This window comes from Lutimaribacter marinistellae, from assembly GCF_042648365.1.
GTDB classification, from domain to species: domain Bacteria; phylum Pseudomonadota; class Alphaproteobacteria; order Rhodobacterales; family Rhodobacteraceae; genus Lutimaribacter_A; species Lutimaribacter_A marinistellae.
On record NZ_JBHRXI010000025.1, the window covers coordinates 212,593 to 230,181 of the forward strand.

General features: G+C 58.3%; 15 protein-coding genes and 1 tRNA gene. 12 read left to right on the top strand and 4 right to left on the bottom strand.

All coding sequences use genetic code 11. The features are described 5' to 3' along the window. Positions 1 to 10: 10 nt before the first annotated feature. Positions 11 to 1,678, bottom strand: coding sequence for an ABC transporter substrate-binding protein (locus ACFORG_RS19695; RefSeq protein ID WP_386737261.1), 1,668 nt, complete (start codon positions 1,676 to 1,678; stop codon positions 11 to 13). A 223-nt stretch (positions 1,679 to 1,901) separates the two neighbouring features. Beyond that, positions 1,902 to 2,270, bottom strand: a complete 369-nt coding sequence (locus ACFORG_RS19700; RefSeq protein ID WP_386737291.1) for a helix-turn-helix transcriptional regulator — start codon at positions 2,268 to 2,270, stop codon at positions 1,902 to 1,904. Between ACFORG_RS19700 and ACFORG_RS19705 the strand changes: the two genes are divergently transcribed. After that, positions 2,151 to 2,639: a hypothetical protein gene (locus ACFORG_RS19705; protein ID WP_386737294.1), complete on the top strand. Its 489-nt coding sequence runs from the start codon at positions 2,151 to 2,153 to the stop codon at positions 2,637 to 2,639. The genes ACFORG_RS19700 and ACFORG_RS19705 overlap by 120 nt on opposite strands. A gap of 154 nt (positions 2,640 to 2,793) precedes the next feature. Here ACFORG_RS19705 and miaA read toward each other — a convergent pair whose 3' ends face one another. Beyond that, positions 2,794 to 3,729 (bottom strand): tRNA (adenosine(37)-N6)-dimethylallyltransferase MiaA, encoded by a 936-nt coding sequence (gene miaA, locus ACFORG_RS19710; protein WP_386737262.1) that lies wholly within the window; start codon positions 3,727 to 3,729, stop codon positions 2,794 to 2,796. A 44-nt stretch (positions 3,730 to 3,773) separates the two neighbouring features. Here miaA and pyrH point away from each other — a divergent pair, with 44 nt between their 5' ends. The 11 genes from pyrH (at position 3,774) to ACFORG_RS19765 (ending at position 16,391) form a co-directional block, all read left to right on the top strand. Then, positions 3,774 to 4,526, top strand: coding sequence for a UMP kinase (gene pyrH, locus ACFORG_RS19715; RefSeq protein WP_386737263.1), 753 nt, complete (start codon positions 3,774 to 3,776; stop codon positions 4,524 to 4,526). A 233-nt stretch (positions 4,527 to 4,759) separates the two neighbouring features. Next, on the top strand, positions 4,760 to 5,179 hold the full coding sequence (locus ACFORG_RS19720) for a universal stress protein (protein WP_386737264.1): 420 nt from the start codon (positions 4,760 to 4,762) through the stop codon (positions 5,177 to 5,179). Between the two features lie 53 nt (positions 5,180 to 5,232). Further along, positions 5,233 to 6,936, top strand: coding sequence for a BCCT family transporter (locus ACFORG_RS19725; protein ID WP_386737265.1), 1,704 nt, complete (start codon positions 5,233 to 5,235; stop codon positions 6,934 to 6,936). 101 nt (positions 6,937 to 7,037) lie between these two features. Further along, positions 7,038 to 8,261, top strand: a complete 1,224-nt coding sequence (locus ACFORG_RS19730; protein WP_386737266.1) for an aminotransferase class V-fold PLP-dependent enzyme — start codon at positions 7,038 to 7,040, stop codon at positions 8,259 to 8,261. A 47-nt stretch (positions 8,262 to 8,308) separates the two neighbouring features. Then, positions 8,309 to 9,727, top strand: a complete 1,419-nt coding sequence (locus tag ACFORG_RS19735) for a cryptochrome/photolyase family protein (protein WP_386737267.1) — start codon at positions 8,309 to 8,311, stop codon at positions 9,725 to 9,727. Positions 9,728 to 9,801: 74 nt separating this feature from the next. Further along, the gene (locus tag ACFORG_RS19740) at positions 9,802 to 11,016 is read left to right on the top strand and encodes a class I SAM-dependent methyltransferase (RefSeq protein ID WP_386737268.1); all 1,215 of its coding nucleotides are present in this window, start codon (positions 9,802 to 9,804) and stop codon (positions 11,014 to 11,016) included. A gap of 8 nt (positions 11,017 to 11,024) precedes the next feature. Beyond that, positions 11,025 to 11,468, top strand: coding sequence for a TrgA family protein (locus ACFORG_RS19745; RefSeq protein WP_386737269.1), 444 nt, complete (start codon positions 11,025 to 11,027; stop codon positions 11,466 to 11,468). Positions 11,469 to 11,485: 17 nt separating this feature from the next. Continuing rightward, entirely contained in the window at positions 11,486 to 12,610 is a 1,125-nt protein-coding gene (locus ACFORG_RS19750; RefSeq protein WP_386737270.1) for an NUDIX domain-containing protein, read from the top strand. A gap of 74 nt (positions 12,611 to 12,684) precedes the next feature. Next, complete coding sequence (locus tag ACFORG_RS19755) at positions 12,685 to 13,719, top strand: cysteine synthase A (protein ID WP_386737272.1); 1,035 nt, start codon at positions 12,685 to 12,687, stop codon at positions 13,717 to 13,719. Then, positions 13,719 to 16,154: a DUF3772 domain-containing protein gene (locus ACFORG_RS19760; protein ID WP_386737273.1), complete on the top strand. Its 2,436-nt coding sequence runs from the start codon at positions 13,719 to 13,721 to the stop codon at positions 16,152 to 16,154. The genes ACFORG_RS19755 and ACFORG_RS19760 overlap by 1 nt, the downstream gene beginning before the upstream one ends. Before the next feature lie 147 nt (positions 16,155 to 16,301). Continuing rightward, a tRNA-Ser gene (locus ACFORG_RS19765) sits at positions 16,302 to 16,391 on the top strand. A gap of 843 nt (positions 16,392 to 17,234) precedes the next feature. On the opposite strand, the gene ACFORG_RS19770 is transcribed toward ACFORG_RS19765, so the two are convergent. Next, positions 17,235 to 17,589: TetR family transcriptional regulator C-terminal domain-containing protein (locus ACFORG_RS19770; RefSeq protein WP_386737274.1), on the bottom strand; the 355-nt coding region annotated here is incomplete at its 5' end.

Genomic DNA, 17,589 nt, shown 5'->3' on the forward strand with positions numbered 1-17,589 from the left:
GACGCTGCCATCAGGCCGCGAATCCCCACTTGTAGTGATGGTGCTCGAACGCGACGTGCATGTCGGTGCCGACGAGACCTTCTTTCATATGGCGATACAACGAACGCCAGTAGGGTTGGATTGTGACACCCTCTTCCTGGATCAGCGCCATGCCCTTGGCTGCAACTTCGGAGCGCTTTTCGGCATCCGCGATTGCAAGGGCTTCGGCAAGAATGGCGTCAAACTCGGCATTCGCCCAGCCGAACTCGTTCCACGCTTCTCCGGATTTGTATGCCAGCGCCCAGATCTGCACACCCAGCGGACGGTGGTTCCAATTGGTCGAGCTGTACGGATACTTTGTCCAGTCGTTCCAGAATGTATTGCCTGGAAGAACGGTCCGCTTGACGTTAATTCCCGCGTCGCGCAGCTGCGCGGCAACCGCGTCAGTGGTGTTACGGCGCCAGTCGTCATCGATCGACACAAGCTCATGCTCGAAATCGCCCATACCGGCCTCGTCCATCAGCGCCTTGGCCGCGGCAGGATCGACAGCCTGCTTGGGCAGTTCAGCATATTCCGGGTGGATCGGTCCGACATGATGGTTTTCCGCCGGGGTGCCGCGTCCGCCCGCACCCAGTTCGAGGCAGATGGAATTGTCGACCGCCATGGCGAGCGCTTTCCGAACACGCTTGTCGGCATAGGGCTTCATGCCATCGACCTCGGCCAACTGGTTGGGACGTATGACGATGGTGCCCATGGTGACGATCTCGGATTTCACATAGCCGAGGCCGTCCATCACGTCGATGAATTCGCCAACCGACTCGTGAAGCATGTCGACTTCGTCCGATTCAAGCGCGGCCAACCAGGCTGAAGGATCGGTGCCGTAGTCGATGTATTCGATCCGGTCCAGCGCAGGACGTCCGAACGCCTCTTCGCCCCACCATTGGTGGTTCTCGTTGCGGACCAGCGTGCACTTTACCCCGACTTCCAACTCTTCGATCACGTAAGGGCCGGTCCCGACATTGTTGGTCAGATCGTTTTCATTGAAGGTGCTGTGCACGATGGCCGACGGGTAATCGGACATGCCGGCGATTAGAGAGATGTCCGATTTGGGCAGGTTGAGGCGCACGGTATGTGTGTCCACGACCTCGATCGCTCCCTCGATCGCCATGCCGGTTTCATCATCGACCAGGGTCGCGAAACGGCCCGCCATCGAGTTGGTTTCTGCGTTCTTGTCGCACCACCGCTCGATGTTGCGGGCAACGTCTTCGGCTGTGAAGTCGTCGCCATTGTTCCACTTCACGCCCTGCCTGACGTTGAGGGTGTAGACGGTTGCGTCGTCGTTAATTTCCCAGCTGTCGAGCAGCATGCCCCGGAACGTACCGTCGGAGTTGTACTCCACAAGGTATTCCATCGTGCCGCGGCTCTGGTTGCCCATCTCGGACCAGTCATATGTCCGGGGGTCTTTCAAAGCGCGGACGCTCATTTGCACCCGCAATGTTCCGCCCTGGCGAGCCTCGGCCGATTGTGCCTGTGCCGGAGCCGGCAGTCCGATAAGCGAGTAGGCCACCGCTGCGGACACGCCAAGGCCGGTAGCACGGGTGAGGAACTCACGACGGCTCAGCTTGCCATCACGATACTCCTGCGCGTGCATTTCCGCGGCCCAATGCACCGGTTCTTGGATGTTTTCCTGGTATGTCATCAATTTCTCCCTGTCACTTCTTTTGGGGTCCGCTTCTGTTTGCGGCCTTGTTGGCGTTTGACATGATCGGTGGTTTGTTTCGCATGCTGCTGTACGCCATCCCCTTGGCGGTATTCCGCAACAGATTCCGGCCCGCGTCAATGACCGGATTCGACACTGACAGACGGAAAACGACATGCCGATGTCGGGGTGAGAGTAATCAAGGCACCTCATACACCCGTGTTCAGGCCGTCGCTCGACGCAGGTTGGACGGTGTTTGCCCCGTGTGGTTCTGGATGAACCGGGTGAAATAGGCCTGACTGCCGAAGCCAAGATGCCGCGCGATATCCTTGGCCGGCACATCGGTCGAGGCCAGAAGCAGGCGAGCCGCGTGAAGTATCCTGTCAGTCATCAGGCTTGCAGCAGTACGCCCTGTCTCGACCTTGCAAACGCGGGTCAGATGTGTCGGGGTGATCGAAAGAGAGGCGGCAAGATGGGCAAGCGGCTTCCCATCGGCGTAGTGTCGCGCGAGGTGACGAAAGAAGAGCCTGGTCAACTGGCGGCTTGCCGATGGGGAAGAGGGAAGCGTATCCGCGCCGAGATGGCGGCGCAACCATATCCCGGCAAGTTCGCAATGAGCCAGCATAGCGCTTTGAAAAAGCGGTTTTGCGCTCACTTGTTCCCGCCCCAGCGCTTCGAAAATCTGGGTGAGTTCCGTCTGCGAGGCGGTGTCGCGAACCCGCAAATGCAGCGGATGTTCCGGCAAGGTCAATTCGGTACCGCCGGGGATCAGCAGCGCTTGTCCAAAGCACTGACGTCCTGCCGTCAGGGAAACCAGGTTTCGAGATGGAACGAAAACTGCATTGTGCGCGCCGATACCTACACGCGCCCCGTCCAGCAAGGCAATGCCCTGACCGCGCGTTATCCATATGAGCAAGTGATCTTCGCGATCGTGGACAAGCTCCAATTGCCAGCGTCCTAACGGCGACAATTGCGGGAGAGTAAGTACCCGTATCGCAGTCGAGGCGGCAGGAGTGAATGCCATCGGATCGTCGCCCTCGTGCAGCTGGGCTGGAAATGGACGTGACTGGTTCACGTCAAAGTGACAAGAACACGGCTCTTAGTTTTCTGCGGTGTCATGTCTCAGGCGTCAAGCGATGCCAGGCGCGCATCCTCGCCCGGAACCAGGTTCGTTGACGCTTGGCGAATTGGCGAGTTGCAATAGTCGCCTTTTCGCGTGCCTCCGCCAGGGTGAGCGTTCCGTTCAGATGGGCCATGAGTTCCGGAACACCGATGGCCCGGCAGGACGGCAAAGCGGGATCATAGCGGTCTCTCATCGCGGCGACTTCGTCCAGCGCGCCGCCTTGCAGCATTCGATCGAAGCGCGCCGTGATCCGTGTGTTCAGCCAGTTCTTGTCGACATCGAACACCAATGGAACACAAGCGGACAGGCTTAGCTCGGGCGGCGGTGTTTCGTCCTGCCAATCCGCCAGAGAGCGCCCGGTCGCGAGTTGGACTTCCCAGGCGCGTTGAACACGTGCCCGGTTCCGCTGGTCGATACGGCCAAGTGTGCGTCCGTCGATGCCCGCTAACAGGGCTTCAAGATCGAGCATGTCCGCTTCTGCTCTGACGTGCGGCGGTGTCGGCGGGATATCCACCATGCCTTCGGTCAGTGCAGAAAAGTAAAGGCCGGTGCCGCCGACAATGATCGGACGCTGCGGCCCTCGCAGGAGCGGCTTGACTGCGCGCAGCCAGTGTCCCGCAGAATAGGCCATGTCATAAGGTACATGGCCATAAAGAAGATGTTCGGCGCGCGCCTCGTCCTTCTCTGTCGGGCGGGCGGTAATGACGCGCCAGCAATCATAAACCTGGCTGGCGTCGGCATTCACGACAACGCCGCCCCATTTTTCGGCAATGGCAAGCGCCAGATCGGACTTGCCCGATGCGGTCGGACCGGCGATCAGCACAGGTCTGTCGGCAGGAATTTCGGGAAGCTGGTCGATAAGCGATGTCACCTGGCCGTGCCCTTTCCTTTGCCATGCCGCATTGAACCTCCGAGGCTTTTGCGTCATTTTGCGCGGCGGAAACAACCCTTTCGCGATCTCGGAGCCTCCGTATGACCTCGACCCTTGCAACTGACCCGGCGGAACGGCCGCAGACCACCTACCGGCGGGTAATGCTGAAGATTTCGGGCGAAGCTCTGATGGGGGATCAGGGATTCGGATTGCACCCGCCGACCGTGCAACGCATCGCCCAAGAAGTGAAATCGGTGCATGATCTGGGCGTCGAGATCTGCATGGTCATCGGCGGCGGCAACATCTTTCGGGGGCTTTCGGGATCGGCCCAAGGCATGGAGCGTACCACGGCCGATTACATGGGAATGCTTGCGACGGTCATGAACGCCTTGGCAATGCAATCCGCTCTCGAGGGGCTGGGCGTCTTCTGTCGTGTAATTACCGCCATTCGAATGGACGAAGTCGCGGAACCCTACATCCGTCGGCGGGCCGTGCGTCACCTTGAAAAGAAACGTGTGTGTATCTTCGCGGCGGGTACGGGGAATCCGTATTTCACGACAGACACGGCCGCGACGCTGCGTGCGAACGAAATGGCCTGCGAAGCGATTTTCATGGGCAAGAACGGGGTCGACGGCGTGTATGACAAGGACCCGAAGATGCATGCCGACGCCGTGCGCTATGACCATGTCAGCTATGACGACGTGCTGGCTAAACGACTGAAGGTCATGGATGCGTCCGCCATCGCGCTTGCACGTGACAATAACCTGCCGTTGATTGTTTTTTCTCTCGATGAACCGGGCGGATTCCGGGGGATTCTGGCGGGAGAGGGAACTTATACCAAGGTTCAGGGTTGAACCGCTGCCTCGTGGCGTTCACGCTGAGACTTGTGGGACACTTCGACTAATCAGCTGTTAGCGTCGCATTCTGGTGCCGGGGCGTCTGATGTATCGCGCCAAAACGCGTTCGATATGCCACGATTAAATGGGTCGGCGGGCAGGAGCCGATCACAATAACAGAGCCGGTCCATAGTGGTCCGCGGACCATCCTGTTTTTTGGAGCCGGCCGAAAAATCAGGAAGGATGGACACATGTATTCCAGAATCATGGTGCCGGTCGACATTGCTCACCCCGGCGGACTATCCAAAGCGTTGGGAGTGGCGGCTGATCTTGCCATGCATTACGGGGCAGAAATCTGCTACGTCGCGGTTTCGTCGTCGGCCCCGGGCGACCTCGGACACAACCCCGAGGAAGCCCGAACGAAACTGGCGCATTTCGCAGCGGCGCAGGGCGAGGCACACGGCCATGCGGCCAAATCGCACCTTGCGATCAGTCACGACCCTGCGGTCGATCTCGACAGGACCCTTTTGAAAGCCGTGCAGGACACCGGTGCCGACCTTGTCATCATGGCCAGCCACGTTCCCGCATGGTCCGACTTCCTTCGCGGGTCTCATGGCGGGCATATGGCCAACCACGCCAAGTGCTCGGTGATGATCGTGCGAGACTCCTGATCCGCTTGCGCCGACGCCTCAAGCAAAAGACTTCCTATACAGGGACATTTTTCATGACTGACAGTTCGCAGAACCAAGGGATACCCGATCCCGAGGGGCCCTCTGACATAATCGAAACCGATTACGAGATCGGACAGGACAACATCGAAACGCATATCGGTCCTTTCGGCCTCGACATTCACAATCCGGTTTTCCTGATCTCGGGTTTGTCCATCGTTTTGTTCGTTTTCTATGCCTTGGCTTTGCCGGAACAGGCTTCTTCGGTTTTCAGCTGGTTGTTTTCGGCGGTAACCACGACGTTTGACTGGTTCTTCCTTGGCGCAGCCAACATCATGGTCCTGTTTTGTCTGCTGCTGATTTTCACACCATACGGCAGTGTGCGGCTCGGCGGGGCCGACGCGCGACCGGATTACAGCTATGTTGGGTGGTTCGCGATGTTGTTCGCTGCCGGTATGGGGATCGGGCTGGTCTTTTTCGGCGTCTCCGAACCGATGAGCCATTTTGGCTCTTCCCTTGGTGGAACCTCGATGGAAGGCGAAATGCGCACCGACTGGGCGCCCCTTGGTGCAGCTGCTGGCGACGAGGCAGCGGCACAGCGTCTGGGCATGGCTGCGACGATCTTTCACTGGGGTCTGCATCCTTGGGCGATTTACGCGGTTGTGGCCTTGGCTCTCGCGCTTTTCACCTACAACAAGGGGCTGCCCCTTACACTACGTTCGGCGTTCTACCCGATCTTCGGGGAACGAGTCTGGGGGTGGACGGGTCACATCATCGATACGCTGGCGGTTTTTGCCACGCTTTTCGGCCTTGCCACTTCTTTGGGCTTTGGTGCGGAGCAAGCGGCCTCGGGCCTCACGTTCCTGTTCGGCTCCGGCGATGCAGCAGAGGGAACTCGCAACTTTCTCGGCATAACCTATGGCAACAGCGAGGAAAGCGGCGTTGCCAACAGCCCGGCACTGCTGGTGATCTTGATTTCCGGCATCACGGCGATTGCTCTGGTCTCGGTGGTGCGTGGTCTTGACGGAGGCGTGAAGGTTCTTTCGGAGATCAACATGGGGCTCGCGGCACTCCTGCTTCTGTTCGTCTTCTTCGTCGGTGGGCCGATCTTCCTGATCACGCTCTTCTGGGACAGCCTCCTCGCCTATTTCGAGTACCTCATTCCGCTGTCGAACCCGTTCGGACGAGAAGACGTGAACTTCAGCCAAGGTTGGACGGCCTTTTACTGGGCGTGGTGGATCAGCTGGTCGCCTTTTGTCGGCATGTTCATTGCGCGGGTCAGCCGTGGTCGGACCGTGCGCGAGTTCATAATCTGCGTTCTGCTGATCCCGTCGCTCGTCTGCGTCTTGTGGATGACCGTCTTTGGCGGCACTGCAATTAACCAATTCGTCAATGATGGCTACGAAGCTGTCCGCGATGCGTCGCTGGAGTTGAAGCTGTTCTACATGCTCGATCCATTGCCGCTTGCAGGGATCACATCGCTTATCGGTATCGTGCTGGTTGTTGTGTTTTTCGTGACGTCCTCTGATTCAGGAAGCCTCGTGATCGACACGATCACGGCTGGCGGGAAGGTCGATGCGCCAGTGTCGCAGCGCGTTTTCTGGTGCATCTTCGAAGGCGCGGTCGCGGTGGTACTGCTGATCGGCGGCGGGTTGGCATCGCTTCAATCGGCTGTCATCTCCACGGGGCTGCCGTTCACTCTCGTGCTTCTTTTGATGTGCTTCGCAATCTGGCGCGGTCTCAGCGCCGAGCCACGCTGACTTTACGCAGCCCATGAAGTCTAAGCCCGGCGCGACGCTTGCGCCGGGCTTTTTTTGTTGGTGCTTGACGAGGCGTGGAAAGGGCGCTTTGACTTGCTGCCATGACACTCGACATCGAATTCGTCCGGGCGCAATTCCCGGCCTTTTCAGAGCCTTCGCTACAGGGCCAGGCATTTTTTGAGAACGCCGGCGGGTCATATACCTGCAAGCCCGTGATCGATCGGCTGATGCGGTTCTATACCCAGCGGAAGGTGCAACCTTATGGGCCATACGAAGCGAGCCGATTGGGCGGGGCCGAGATGGACGAGGCTCGGACGCGCATGGCAGCGATCTTGGGCGTGGAGACCGACGAGTTAAGCTTTGGCCCGTCAACGACCCAGAACACCTATGTGCTTGCCCAAGCTTTCCGGCAGTGGATGCGGCCGGGCGAAGCGATTATCGTGACGGACCAGGACCACGAGGCAAATTCGGGTCCTTGGCGCAGACTTGCCGAGGCGGGCATCGAAATTCGGGAATGGCGGATCGATCTGGACACCGGTCACCTAGATCCTGCCAAGCTGGAGGATCTGCTGGACGAGAAGGTTCGTCTTGTCTGTTTTCCGCATTGCTCGAACGTGGTGGGTGAAATCAACCCGGTGACCGAGATCACGGCAATTGCGCACGCGGCCGGCGCCTTTGTCTGCGTCGATGGTGTTTCCTATGCACCTCATGGATTCCCGAATGTTGGTGAATTGGGTCCGGACATATACCTGTTCTCGGCCTACAAGACATACGGGCCGCACCAGGGTTTGATGGTGATACGCCGGGCGCTTGGAGAGATTCTTCCGAACCAGGCGCATTTCTTCAATGCCGACATATTGTACAAGCGCTTCACACCTGCCGGTCCCGATCACGCACAGGTTGCGGCGAGCGCCGGAATGGCCGATTACGTCGACCTTCTGAGCGCTCACCATGGAAAGCCGGAAGGGACTGCTGCGGAAAGGGCGGCCTTTGTCCACGACCTGATGCGCGGTCAAGAGGTTCAACTGCTACAGCCACTGCTCGACGCGGTGAAGACGCGGAACGCGGTGCGGCTGATTGGACCGGACGATGCCGAGCGTCGTGCACCTACCGTGGCGTTGGCGCTCAATCGTCCCGCGGCGCCCGTGGCCGAGGCACTCTCTGCGCGTGGCATAATGGCGGGCGGCGGGGATTTCTACGCCGTCCGCGCGCTTCAGGCCCTTGGCCTTGATCCCGAGCAGGGCGTTTTGCGTGTCAGCTTCACCCATTACACATCGCAATCGGAAATCGAACAGTTGATTGACGCCTTGAACGACATTTTGTGATCCGGCCGCAAGTCGCGGGCGTAACCTCTTGAAAACCGTGAGGAAGAATGCCCGAGAAACCGATTATCTACTGGCTCCGCCGCGACCTGCGGTTGAGCGACCACCCCGGGCTTTTCGAGGCCGCAAAATCAGGCAGTAGCGTCATTCCTGTCTTTGTTCGGGACGCGCTTGTCGATAGCCTGGGAGCTGCCCCGAGCCTTCGACTTGAAAAGGGTCTGGAGGCGTTTGCACATCTGCTGGAAGATAAGGGCAGTCGACTTGTCCTTAGATCGGGGCCACCGCTGGAAGTCTTGCGGGAGTTGATCCAGACCACGGGCGCAGAAGCCGTTTGGTGGACGCGGGCCTACGATCCAGACAGCATCGAACGGGACCAGCGGGTGAAGTCGTCCCTCAAGGAAGATGGCATCGATGCGCGATCCTTTCCCGGTCATCTTCTCTTTGAACCTTGGACGGTCGAGACCAAGGATGGCGGATACTACAAGGTCTATTCCCCCATGTGGCGCGCAGTGAAGGATCGCGAGGTTGCCGATCCGCTGCCCGAACCGTCATCGTTGCGTTCGCCGGAGCATTGGCCCGAAAGTGAAAATCTGGGTGACTGGGGCCTGAGCGTTGCGATGAAAAGGGGCGCGGAGGTCGTCTCGACCTATATCGATGCAGGCCAGCACGCTGCCGAAGCGCGTCTCGGGGCATTCATGTCGAGCAAGGTTGAGGGATACAAAACAAACCGTGACCGTCCCGATATCGATGCCACGTCGAACCTGTCTGAATATCTGAGTCTCGGTGAGATCAGCCCGCGCCGTATTTGGCATGCCGGATTGCGAGCGAAAAAACAAGGAAAGGAGGGTGCGGAGCATTTTCTCAAGGAATTGGTCTGGCGCGAGTTCGCTTACCACTTGCTGTACCACACCCCGCAAATTGCCACGCGCAACTGGCGTGAGAAATGGGACGCGTTCCCATGGAAAGACGATGAGCGCGCCAAGGAGATAAAGGCATGGAAGCAGGGGCGTACGGGCATGGTCTTCGTCGATGCGGCGATGCGCGAAATGTACGTCACGGGCCGAATGCACAACCGGGCCCGCATGATCGTAGGAAGTTACCTGACCAAGCATATGCTAACCCATTGGAAGGTCGGGCTTAAGTGGTTTGAGGATTGCCTGATCGACTGGGATCCGGCGTCAAACGCGCTTGGCTGGCAGTGGGTGGCGGGGTCGGGGCCGGATGCCGCACCTTACTTCCGTGTGTTCAACCCGGAAAAGCAGCTTGAGCAATATGACCCGGACAAGAAATACCGTCGCCGTTGGATTGCTGAAGGACAATCCAGCCCGCCTGATACTGCGCTCAGCTATTTCAATGCGATTCCAATATCTTGGGGGATGTCGGCTGACGACACCTATCCCGATCCGATCGTAACCGCCGAAGAAGGGCGTGATAAAGCGCTAAGCGCTTACGAAAACAGAGATTTCTGATACTTCGGGACAGGGAACTTGCCTGATTGGCCGTTCCGTCCTAGCCTGACGCAAAACCGCAATGGGGAGAGCGGATGATCCTGACGACGACAGATGGGCAGTCCGGCCTGCCACGCTATTTCGCCCAGGTCTTCAAGATGCTGAGCAACATGGAATGCGGGCGCATCGATATCCGTCTGGAAGATGGCCGTGTGTTTCGAATTGACGCGGCAAAACCGGGTCCCGTTGCCGAGATCGTCATTCACGACCCTGACGTCTTTGCCCGCCTTGTGAGAGAGGGCGAACTAGGCTTTTCCGACGCATACCTCGAAGGCGGGTGGAGTACGCCCGATCTCAGGGCATTCATGGACCTTGTGCACCAAGGCAACGACGCGGTCTATGACAGCTTTACCGGTCGGGCGATCGTGCGCGCATTTGAACGCCTCCGCTTCTGGCTTCAACGTAACCACAAGACCCAAGCGAAAAAGAACATTTCCTATCACTACGATCTGGGAAATGACTTCTACTCGCTCTGGCTTGATGAGACGATGACCTATTCCAGCGCAATCTTCGACACCGGGCAGGAAAGCCTGGAGAAAGCTCAGACCGCCAAATACGCGTCGCTGGTTGATGAAATGGGTGCCAAACCCGGCGACCACATCCTTGAAATCGGTTGTGGCTGGGGTGGTTTTGCCGAGTACGCCGCCCGTGAGCGCGGATTGCGTGTAACAGGGCTTACGATCAGCCAGGAGCAATTCAACTATGCCCGACACCGGATTGAAAAGGCAGGGCTTTCTGATTTGGTTGATTTCAAGTTGCAGGACTATCGCGACGAGCGCGGTACGTATGATGGCATAGCATCCATCGAGATGTTCGAGGCTGTGGGCCAGAAATACTGGCCGGTTTACTTTCAGACGGTCCGAGACCGGTTGAAACCTGGCGCAAATGCTACTTTGCAGATCATCACCGTTGCCGACCGAAGGTGGGAGATCTATCGAAATGGCGTCGATTTCATACAAAAGTATATCTTTCCGGGCGGTATGCTGCCTGCGCCCAAGGTACTGCGTGAGGAGATCGATCGTGCTGGCTTGAACTTCGTGAGATCGAAGGAGTTCGGCAGCAGCTACGACTTGACCCTGCGTCGCTGGTACGAAACGTTCAACGAACGCTGGGAGCAAGTTGCCGAGATGGGATTTGATGAGCGGTTCCGGCGCATGTGGAATTTCTACCTGACCGCATGTGGAGCGGCTTTTGAAACCGGCAATTGCGATGTCACACAGGTGACAATCGCCCGTCCGCGCGGGGTCTGAGAGCGGAGATGCCGACCGCCGCCGCGCTGATCGCAGCACTCGGTCTTGGATTGATCGGGTTCGTCGTGTCCGGGCAAGTCATGCCTCGTCTTCCCGAAGGCATGGATTTCGGATGGTTCGTCTGGGTGAACGTCGGCCTTGGTTTCCTATGCGGTTGGATCATCATGGGAAAACGCGCGGGCCGCGGCCTGACCTGGGCCATCAACAATGGCGTGACCGGCGCAGCTGCAGTGGTCTTCTGGGCGTTGTTCGTTCAGGGCAGTTACGAGATGTTCCAGCGGGCGATGCGCAACCGCTATGATGGCCCGCTGGAGGCGATCGTGGCCGTATTCGAAATCGGAGTTTTCGAATACGCTCCACTCCTTGCCCATGCCGATACAATCGGCACGCTGGTCATCGGCGGGATACTTACCGGTATCGCAACCGAAATTGCCGCTCGACAGTGGCGCTGATCGAAAGGGCGCATTCCTTGGCCGATCTGTTTTTCTATGGAACGCTGAGATACCCGCCGTTGTTGTCGCTGGTTCTCGGGCGTGACGCCGTTGACATCGAAATGGTCGAAGCGCGGCTTGACGGACATGCTGTTTTCTCTGTGCGGGGAGAAGACTTCCCAATGATCGGGCAAACAGTCGGTGGGCAAGCACAAGGTTTGCTTGTTTCGGGGTTGAGCGACGAAGACGTCGAGAGGCTGCGCTTTTACGAAGGTGGTTTCGATTTCGATCTCGACCCGCGTGGAGTCGTCACGTCGAGTGGCGAAGTACGCTCGGCGCGCGTTTTCTTTCCTGATGTCGAGCTCTGGGAACCCGATGGGCCTTGGTCCCTCGATGGTTGGATCGAGCGTTGGGGAAGAGTTACCCTTTACGCGGCGGAAGAGATGATGGCTTATTTCGGCAGGCTCGAAACCGACGATGTGCTGCGCAACTTTCCGGCTGTCAGGATGCGCGCGTGCTCGCGCGAGGCTGCGTCTATGCGTCCCTCGGGCGCTAGGGTCGTTGCAAGCGACGTTCGAATGATCGGGCGGCGTCGCATAGGGATGAGTTTTTTCGGGCTTGATGAGTTCTCGCTGAGTCATCGCCTGCATGATGGTCGAATGAGTGAAGTCATGCAGCGCAGCGCCTTGATGACGGCGCAGGCTTCGGTGGTGCTGCCCTACGATCCGGTTGCCGATACGGTGCTGTTGGTCGAACAGTTTCGCGCCCCGGTGTATATTGCAGGGGATCCCAACCCCTGGGTGTGGGAACCTGTGGCCGGTTTTGTCGATCCCGGGGAATCACCGGAGGAGGCAGCCCACCGCGAAGCCTCCGAAGAGGCACATCTTCAACTCAAGCGGTTGGAGCGGGCGGGCGGTTGTTATTCCTCAAGTGGTTCCTCGACCGAGTATCTTCACCTTTTCGTGGGTATCGCAGAGCTCGAGCGTACGGTCTCGGGGGTAGGGGCCGAAGGCGAGGGGGAGGACATACGCAGCGCCATTTTGTCATTTGACGATCTTATGTCCCGCGTAGATGGCGGCGAGGTGAACGATCTCCCGCTCTTGTCGCTTGCTCTTTGGCTTGCCCGACACCGGCCACGTTTGCGCGAACATGCCGGTAGATGAAAACACCGACCTCGTTGCTTGAGGTCGCGCAGGCCGACCGCTAGAGATTGGGCTATAGTCAACAGGAGGGCGCCATGCGCATCGCAAAGGATCTGGCCGACGCCGTAGGAAAGACACCCCTCATCAGGTTGCGCCGGGTCAGCGAGGAAACCGGGTGCGAGATCCTCGGTAAGGCCGAGTTCATGAACCCCGGCCAGTCTGTAAAGGATCGCGCCGCGCTCTACATCATTCGTGACGCCATCGCGCGCGGGGAACTGAAGCCTGGCGGCACCATCGTGGAAGGGACCGCTGGCAACACCGGTATCGGCCTGGCGCTTGTCGGCGCTTCGATGGGGTTCAAGACGGTTATCGTCATCCCCGAAACCCAATCCGAAGAGAAAAAGGACATGTTGCGCCTTGCGGGTGCACAGTTGGTGCAGGTGCCGGCCGCGCCTTACCGGAACCCCAACAACTTTGTCCGATATTCCGAGCGATTGGCCAAGAAACTGGCCGAGACCGAGCCGAACGGCGCGATCTGGGCAAACCAGTTCGACAACGTGGCCAACAAGCAGGCCCATGTCGAAACGACCGGGCCAGAGATTTGGGAACAGACAGGCGGCAAGGTGGACGGTTTCATCTGCGCCGTCGGTTCGGGCGGCACCCTTGCAGGGACGGCCGAAGCATTGCAGCCCAAGGGCGTGACGATCGGATTGGCCGATCCCATGGGGGCCGCGCTCTATTCCTATTACACGAAGGGTGAGTTGGAGATGGAGGGCGGGTCGATCGCCGAGGGTATCGGCCAGGTTCGCATCACCGAGAACCTCAAAGGCTTCAAGCCCGACCATGCATACCAGATATCGGATAACGAAGCGCTGCCCTACGTCTTTGACCTGTTGCGCGAAGAGGGGCTTGTCATGGGCGGCTCTACTGCAATCAACATTGCGGGTGCAGTAAGGCTCGCCCGTGAGATGGGGCCGGGCCACACCATCGTGACGATCCTGTGCGACTACGGCACACGGTACCAATCCAAGCTCTTCAACCCTGATTTCCTCCGAGAAAAGGAACTGCCGGTGCCTGATTGGATGACCAGCGCACCGCGCTCCATCCCCGGTGTCTTCGAGGACGTCTGATGCCTCGGTTGCTGCGCCTCCTCTCGGCGATCCTGATCGCCCTGTGTTCGCTAGCCTTCGTCCCGCAGGCTTCGGCACAACTGGACGAAGAGGTCCAGGCCTATCTTGAGCAGTGGCGCAGCACGGCTGACCGCGCCGAGGATGTGATCGAGGCGCAACGAGCGTCGAGCAACGCCTTCGAGAGTCTGCGAGAGCAACTCAGCGAGTACCGTGAGACCTTCAACAACACGCGGACGCAAAGTACTGACCGGATAAAGACGCTCGAAAACCAGCTCGAGGTTCTGGGACCTCGACCGGAGGATGGATCCGAAGAACCGCAGGACATTGCGCGATTGCGTCAGGGTCTGGAGGATCAACTGAATGAACTCCGTGTTCCCCAGATCATTGCAGAACAAGCTTATGCGCGTGCAGACGGGCTGATACGCGAGATCGACCGGATAATCCGGGAAAGGCAAGCTGACAAACTCCTGTCTCGAGGGCCTTCGCCTCTTAATCCGCAGTACTGGCCAGAAGCATGGCGCACGATGGAGCAGGTGACACTTGCTCTTGTTGCCGAGATTTCCTCGAACATGGGCAAGAGCACGGTACGCGAGCAGATTCAGGACCGGGCCCCTGTTCTGATATTCCTGGTCGTTTTGGGAACTATCCTGTTGGCCAGAGGCAAGCATTGGTCGGAGTGGCTGGGGGAATTACTGCGAAAATGGGGCGGCCGTGGGCACGGTGTATGGGAATTCGTTATCTCCTTGTTCCGGATCCTGCTTCCATGGTTGGGCGTTCTTGCGTTGGTCGTTGCGATCATCCTGACGGAAATCCCGGGGATCCACGGAACCCTCTTGCTGGAGCAGGTTCCCGCATGGGCAGCGACGCTGCTGTATTTCAACTGGATTGGTCGCCAGGCGTTCGCCATGCGGTCCGACGAGGAACTCGAAGCCATACCTACCGCCAGGATTTGGGAGATACGGCTGGTCGTCGACATGCTTGCGATGATGCTGGTCCTGTTTTCGCTGGTGAAACTGATTGAGCAGGTTGAAAATCTGTCTGATCCGACACGTGCGGTTCTTGCGTTCCCGATCATCTTGGCCTCCGGTCTTCTGCTGTTGCGGCTGAACGCTATTCGCAGTTTCGCACGGGAAGAGCGCGCAACAGTTGATGACGGAGAGGACGGTCCTTCGCGCGCTGGTTTCACGGCGTTCGTGGAAATTGTCCGCAGGATACTGTTCATCATGGGGGTAGTGTCCCCGATCCTCGCCGCGGCAGGGTATACTTATGCAGCCGAAGCCATCGTGCTGCCAGCGATCAAAACGCTTTCGCTTTTCGCGACGATGTTCATCCTCCAAAGGTTCTTCACCACGCTTTACGGCTGGATCAGCGGCAAGGGAGAGGCCGCGAGCGAGTCGCTCTTCTCCGTCGTCATCGGTTTCGTACTGGCCGTTGTGTCCTTGCCAATTCTGGCTCTCTATTGGGGCGCACGAACAACGGACCTCACCGAGTTGTGGGCTCGCGTGGTCGGTGGGTTCGAGATCGGCGGTGTCACGATTTCGCTGTCGAGCTTTCTGGCCTTTGCGGTTGTCTTTGTCATCGGCTACAGCCTGACACGCCTGATGCAGAGCGGGCTCAAGACGTCGCTCCTGCCAAAGACCAAGATCGATCCCGGTGGGCAGAACGCCATCGTTTCAGGTACTGGTTACATCGGAATATTCCTTGCGGCGATCGTGGCGATTACGATCGCGGGTTTCGATTTGTCGTCGCTTGCCATTGTCGCCGGTGCGCTGTCCGTCGGTATCGGTTTCGGCCTGCAGACAATCGTTTCGAATTTCGTCTCAGGAATCATCCTGTTGATCGAAAGACCGATTTCAAAGGGGGACTGGATCGATGTGAACGGGTTGATGGGCTATGTGCGCGACATTTCGGTCCGCTCCACCCGGATTGAGACCTTCGACCGCACGGATGTGATCGTACCCAACTCGGATCTGATCAGCGGTACTGTTACCAACTACACGCGCGGCAATACGGTCGGGCGCGTGATCGTCCCGGTTGGCGTGGCCTATGGCACCGACACGCGCAAGGTCGAAAAGATCCTTCGGGAAATTGGCGAAGCGCATCCGATGGTTCTGCTCAATCCACCTCCATCGGTCGTTTTCCAGGGCTTTGGTGCGGATTCCCTCGATTTCGAGATCCGGGCGATCTTGCGCGACGTGAATTGGGTGCTGTCCGTCAAGTCGGACATGAACTATGAAATCGCGCGCCGATTTGCAGAGGAAGGCATCGATATCCCGTTCGCTCAGCGTGACATTTGGTTGCGAAATCCTGAAGCGCTGACAAAACAGCCTGATGGCGTTTCCCGAGAGGCGTCGGACGAGACGACCTCCGGATCCGGACGCCCGGTCGACATGACGGCGAGCGATCTCGATAATGATCCCGATAGCGACTACTAGCGAAACGCTTGAAGGTGTTGCCAGAAGATGGCTGCGGCGCCCATTGCATACGCTTATGTCATGCTCGGACGCCGTTGCCCCCTTGTTCCGCAAAATGACGTTTGCCCTCTTGCAAATCCTATATCGATAAGCCAAACAGCGCTCCACGGACAGTTGGCCGAGTGGTCGAAGGCGCACGCCTGGAAAGTGTGTAGGCGGGAAACCGTCTCGAGGGTTCGAATCCCTCACTGTCCGCCACTTGACCTCTCCGAATCTTTCTCCGCTGGCCGCCGCGGCCTGAATTTCTTTTTGTTTTCGAGGGTTATGCGGGTGGGGCTGAGCACTGGCCCCGGCTCCAGGAGGCCCGGTGGTGGTCTCTCATGAGCGATATTCTCTGAACCTGATGACTGCGCCAATTTGGTGCAAAGCTTGTACCGCGCTGAAAACAAACTGCTTTTCTGACTGGCAACCTGAACACTTCGATGCCAGTGGCGCTCGGTAAGATGGAACAGAAATCGAACGTTCGCTGGTCGCTCGAAGCTGTGCATGACCGCTGACCTGCAGCACTCCTCGAAGCATGACAGGAAGGGCGGGGAGCTGCCATTCGCTGCTATCGCGAGCCGTCTATGCGACATCCGATGTAGCGGACATTCGTCCTACTAAGATGATACCGCTCCTCGCGCTGAACTGGCGCAAGTCGGCTCCAAGCCCAATTCAAACAACGACAGGGTGGCAACGAATATCTGCTCTTCCAATAACCGAACAGACTGGCTCGACATTCCAACTGACTTGGCCAATCCGATCTCTGTGCTTTTCGCTGGCACTATGCGTCCCAGCTCATTCGCTGGTTTCGCGATATGCATCTCTCGCCAGATTTGTGAAACAGAGCCCCGTTTGTATCTCGGTGATAAAGGTACCTGAAGCTTTGCGTGCTGCACGAAAGGCAGGTACGTTGAAACTGCGCTGCCGCACCGGACGAACTGGCGAAGTAAGCCATAGGCCAGCAGCGTCATGGTGTCCTGCCTGGGAGGCCGGGCTGTCTGCCGCAATGCTGCATAACCGCTTCGAGCCCAGCGTCGTCTGTCGACTTAACTCTCAAATTTAGCACTGGCTCGGACTACATTTGGTTTCCAGCACAGCTTTCAGTACGCGGGCAATCTCCTGTTCGGGCGCTGCATAGATGCCATGTGATTTCTTGTTTCGCCCGATGAACAAGGTCAGCCCCTCAATTGCCGCAGTGACGTGAAGTGCAAGTGAATCGCAGTCTTCTTGTGGCCAGTCGGGACGACTGGCTCCAATCAGTCCTGCAATCACCTGTCTCTCAAGCTCGTGGATTTTGTCCATCAGTTCGACCGCGGCATCGTCATTCAATGAACGCGCCCAAAGTTGCGGAAAGAACGCGATCTCCGCCCGGCGCAAGTCCTGCACAAGAAGGGTTACCACCCTGTCGAGCGCG

What these genes read in the sequence shown, in the direction of transcription:
- ACFORG_RS19720 (WP_386737264.1), top strand. Translation starts at nt 4,760, where the DNA reads ATGTATTCCAGAATCATGGTGCCGGTCGACATTGCTCACCCCGGCGGA.
- ACFORG_RS19745 (WP_386737269.1), top strand. Translation starts at nt 11,025, where the DNA reads ATGCCGACCGCCGCCGCGCTGATCGCAGCACTCGGTCTTGGATTGATC.
- miaA (WP_386737262.1), bottom strand. Translation starts at nt 3,729, where the DNA reads ATGACGCAAAAGCCTCGGAGGTTCAATGCGGCATGGCAAAGGAAAGGG.
- ACFORG_RS19740 (WP_386737268.1), top strand. Translation starts at nt 9,802, where the DNA reads ATGATCCTGACGACGACAGATGGGCAGTCCGGCCTGCCACGCTATTTC.
- ACFORG_RS19705 (WP_386737294.1), top strand. Translation starts at nt 2,151, where the DNA reads ATGGGCAAGCGGCTTCCCATCGGCGTAGTGTCGCGCGAGGTGACGAAA.
- ACFORG_RS19725 (WP_386737265.1), top strand. Translation starts at nt 5,233, where the DNA reads ATGACTGACAGTTCGCAGAACCAAGGGATACCCGATCCCGAGGGGCCC.
- ACFORG_RS19735 (WP_386737267.1), top strand. Translation starts at nt 8,309, where the DNA reads ATGCCCGAGAAACCGATTATCTACTGGCTCCGCCGCGACCTGCGGTTG.
- pyrH (WP_386737263.1), top strand. Translation starts at nt 3,774, where the DNA reads ATGACCTCGACCCTTGCAACTGACCCGGCGGAACGGCCGCAGACCACC.
- ACFORG_RS19730 (WP_386737266.1), top strand. Translation starts at nt 7,038, where the DNA reads ATGACACTCGACATCGAATTCGTCCGGGCGCAATTCCCGGCCTTTTCA.
- ACFORG_RS19695 (WP_386737261.1), bottom strand. Translation starts at nt 1,678, where the DNA reads ATGACATACCAGGAAAACATCCAAGAACCGGTGCATTGGGCCGCGGAA.
- ACFORG_RS19760 (WP_386737273.1), top strand. Translation starts at nt 13,719, where the DNA reads ATGCCTCGGTTGCTGCGCCTCCTCTCGGCGATCCTGATCGCCCTGTGT.
- ACFORG_RS19755 (WP_386737272.1), top strand. Translation starts at nt 12,685, where the DNA reads ATGCGCATCGCAAAGGATCTGGCCGACGCCGTAGGAAAGACACCCCTC.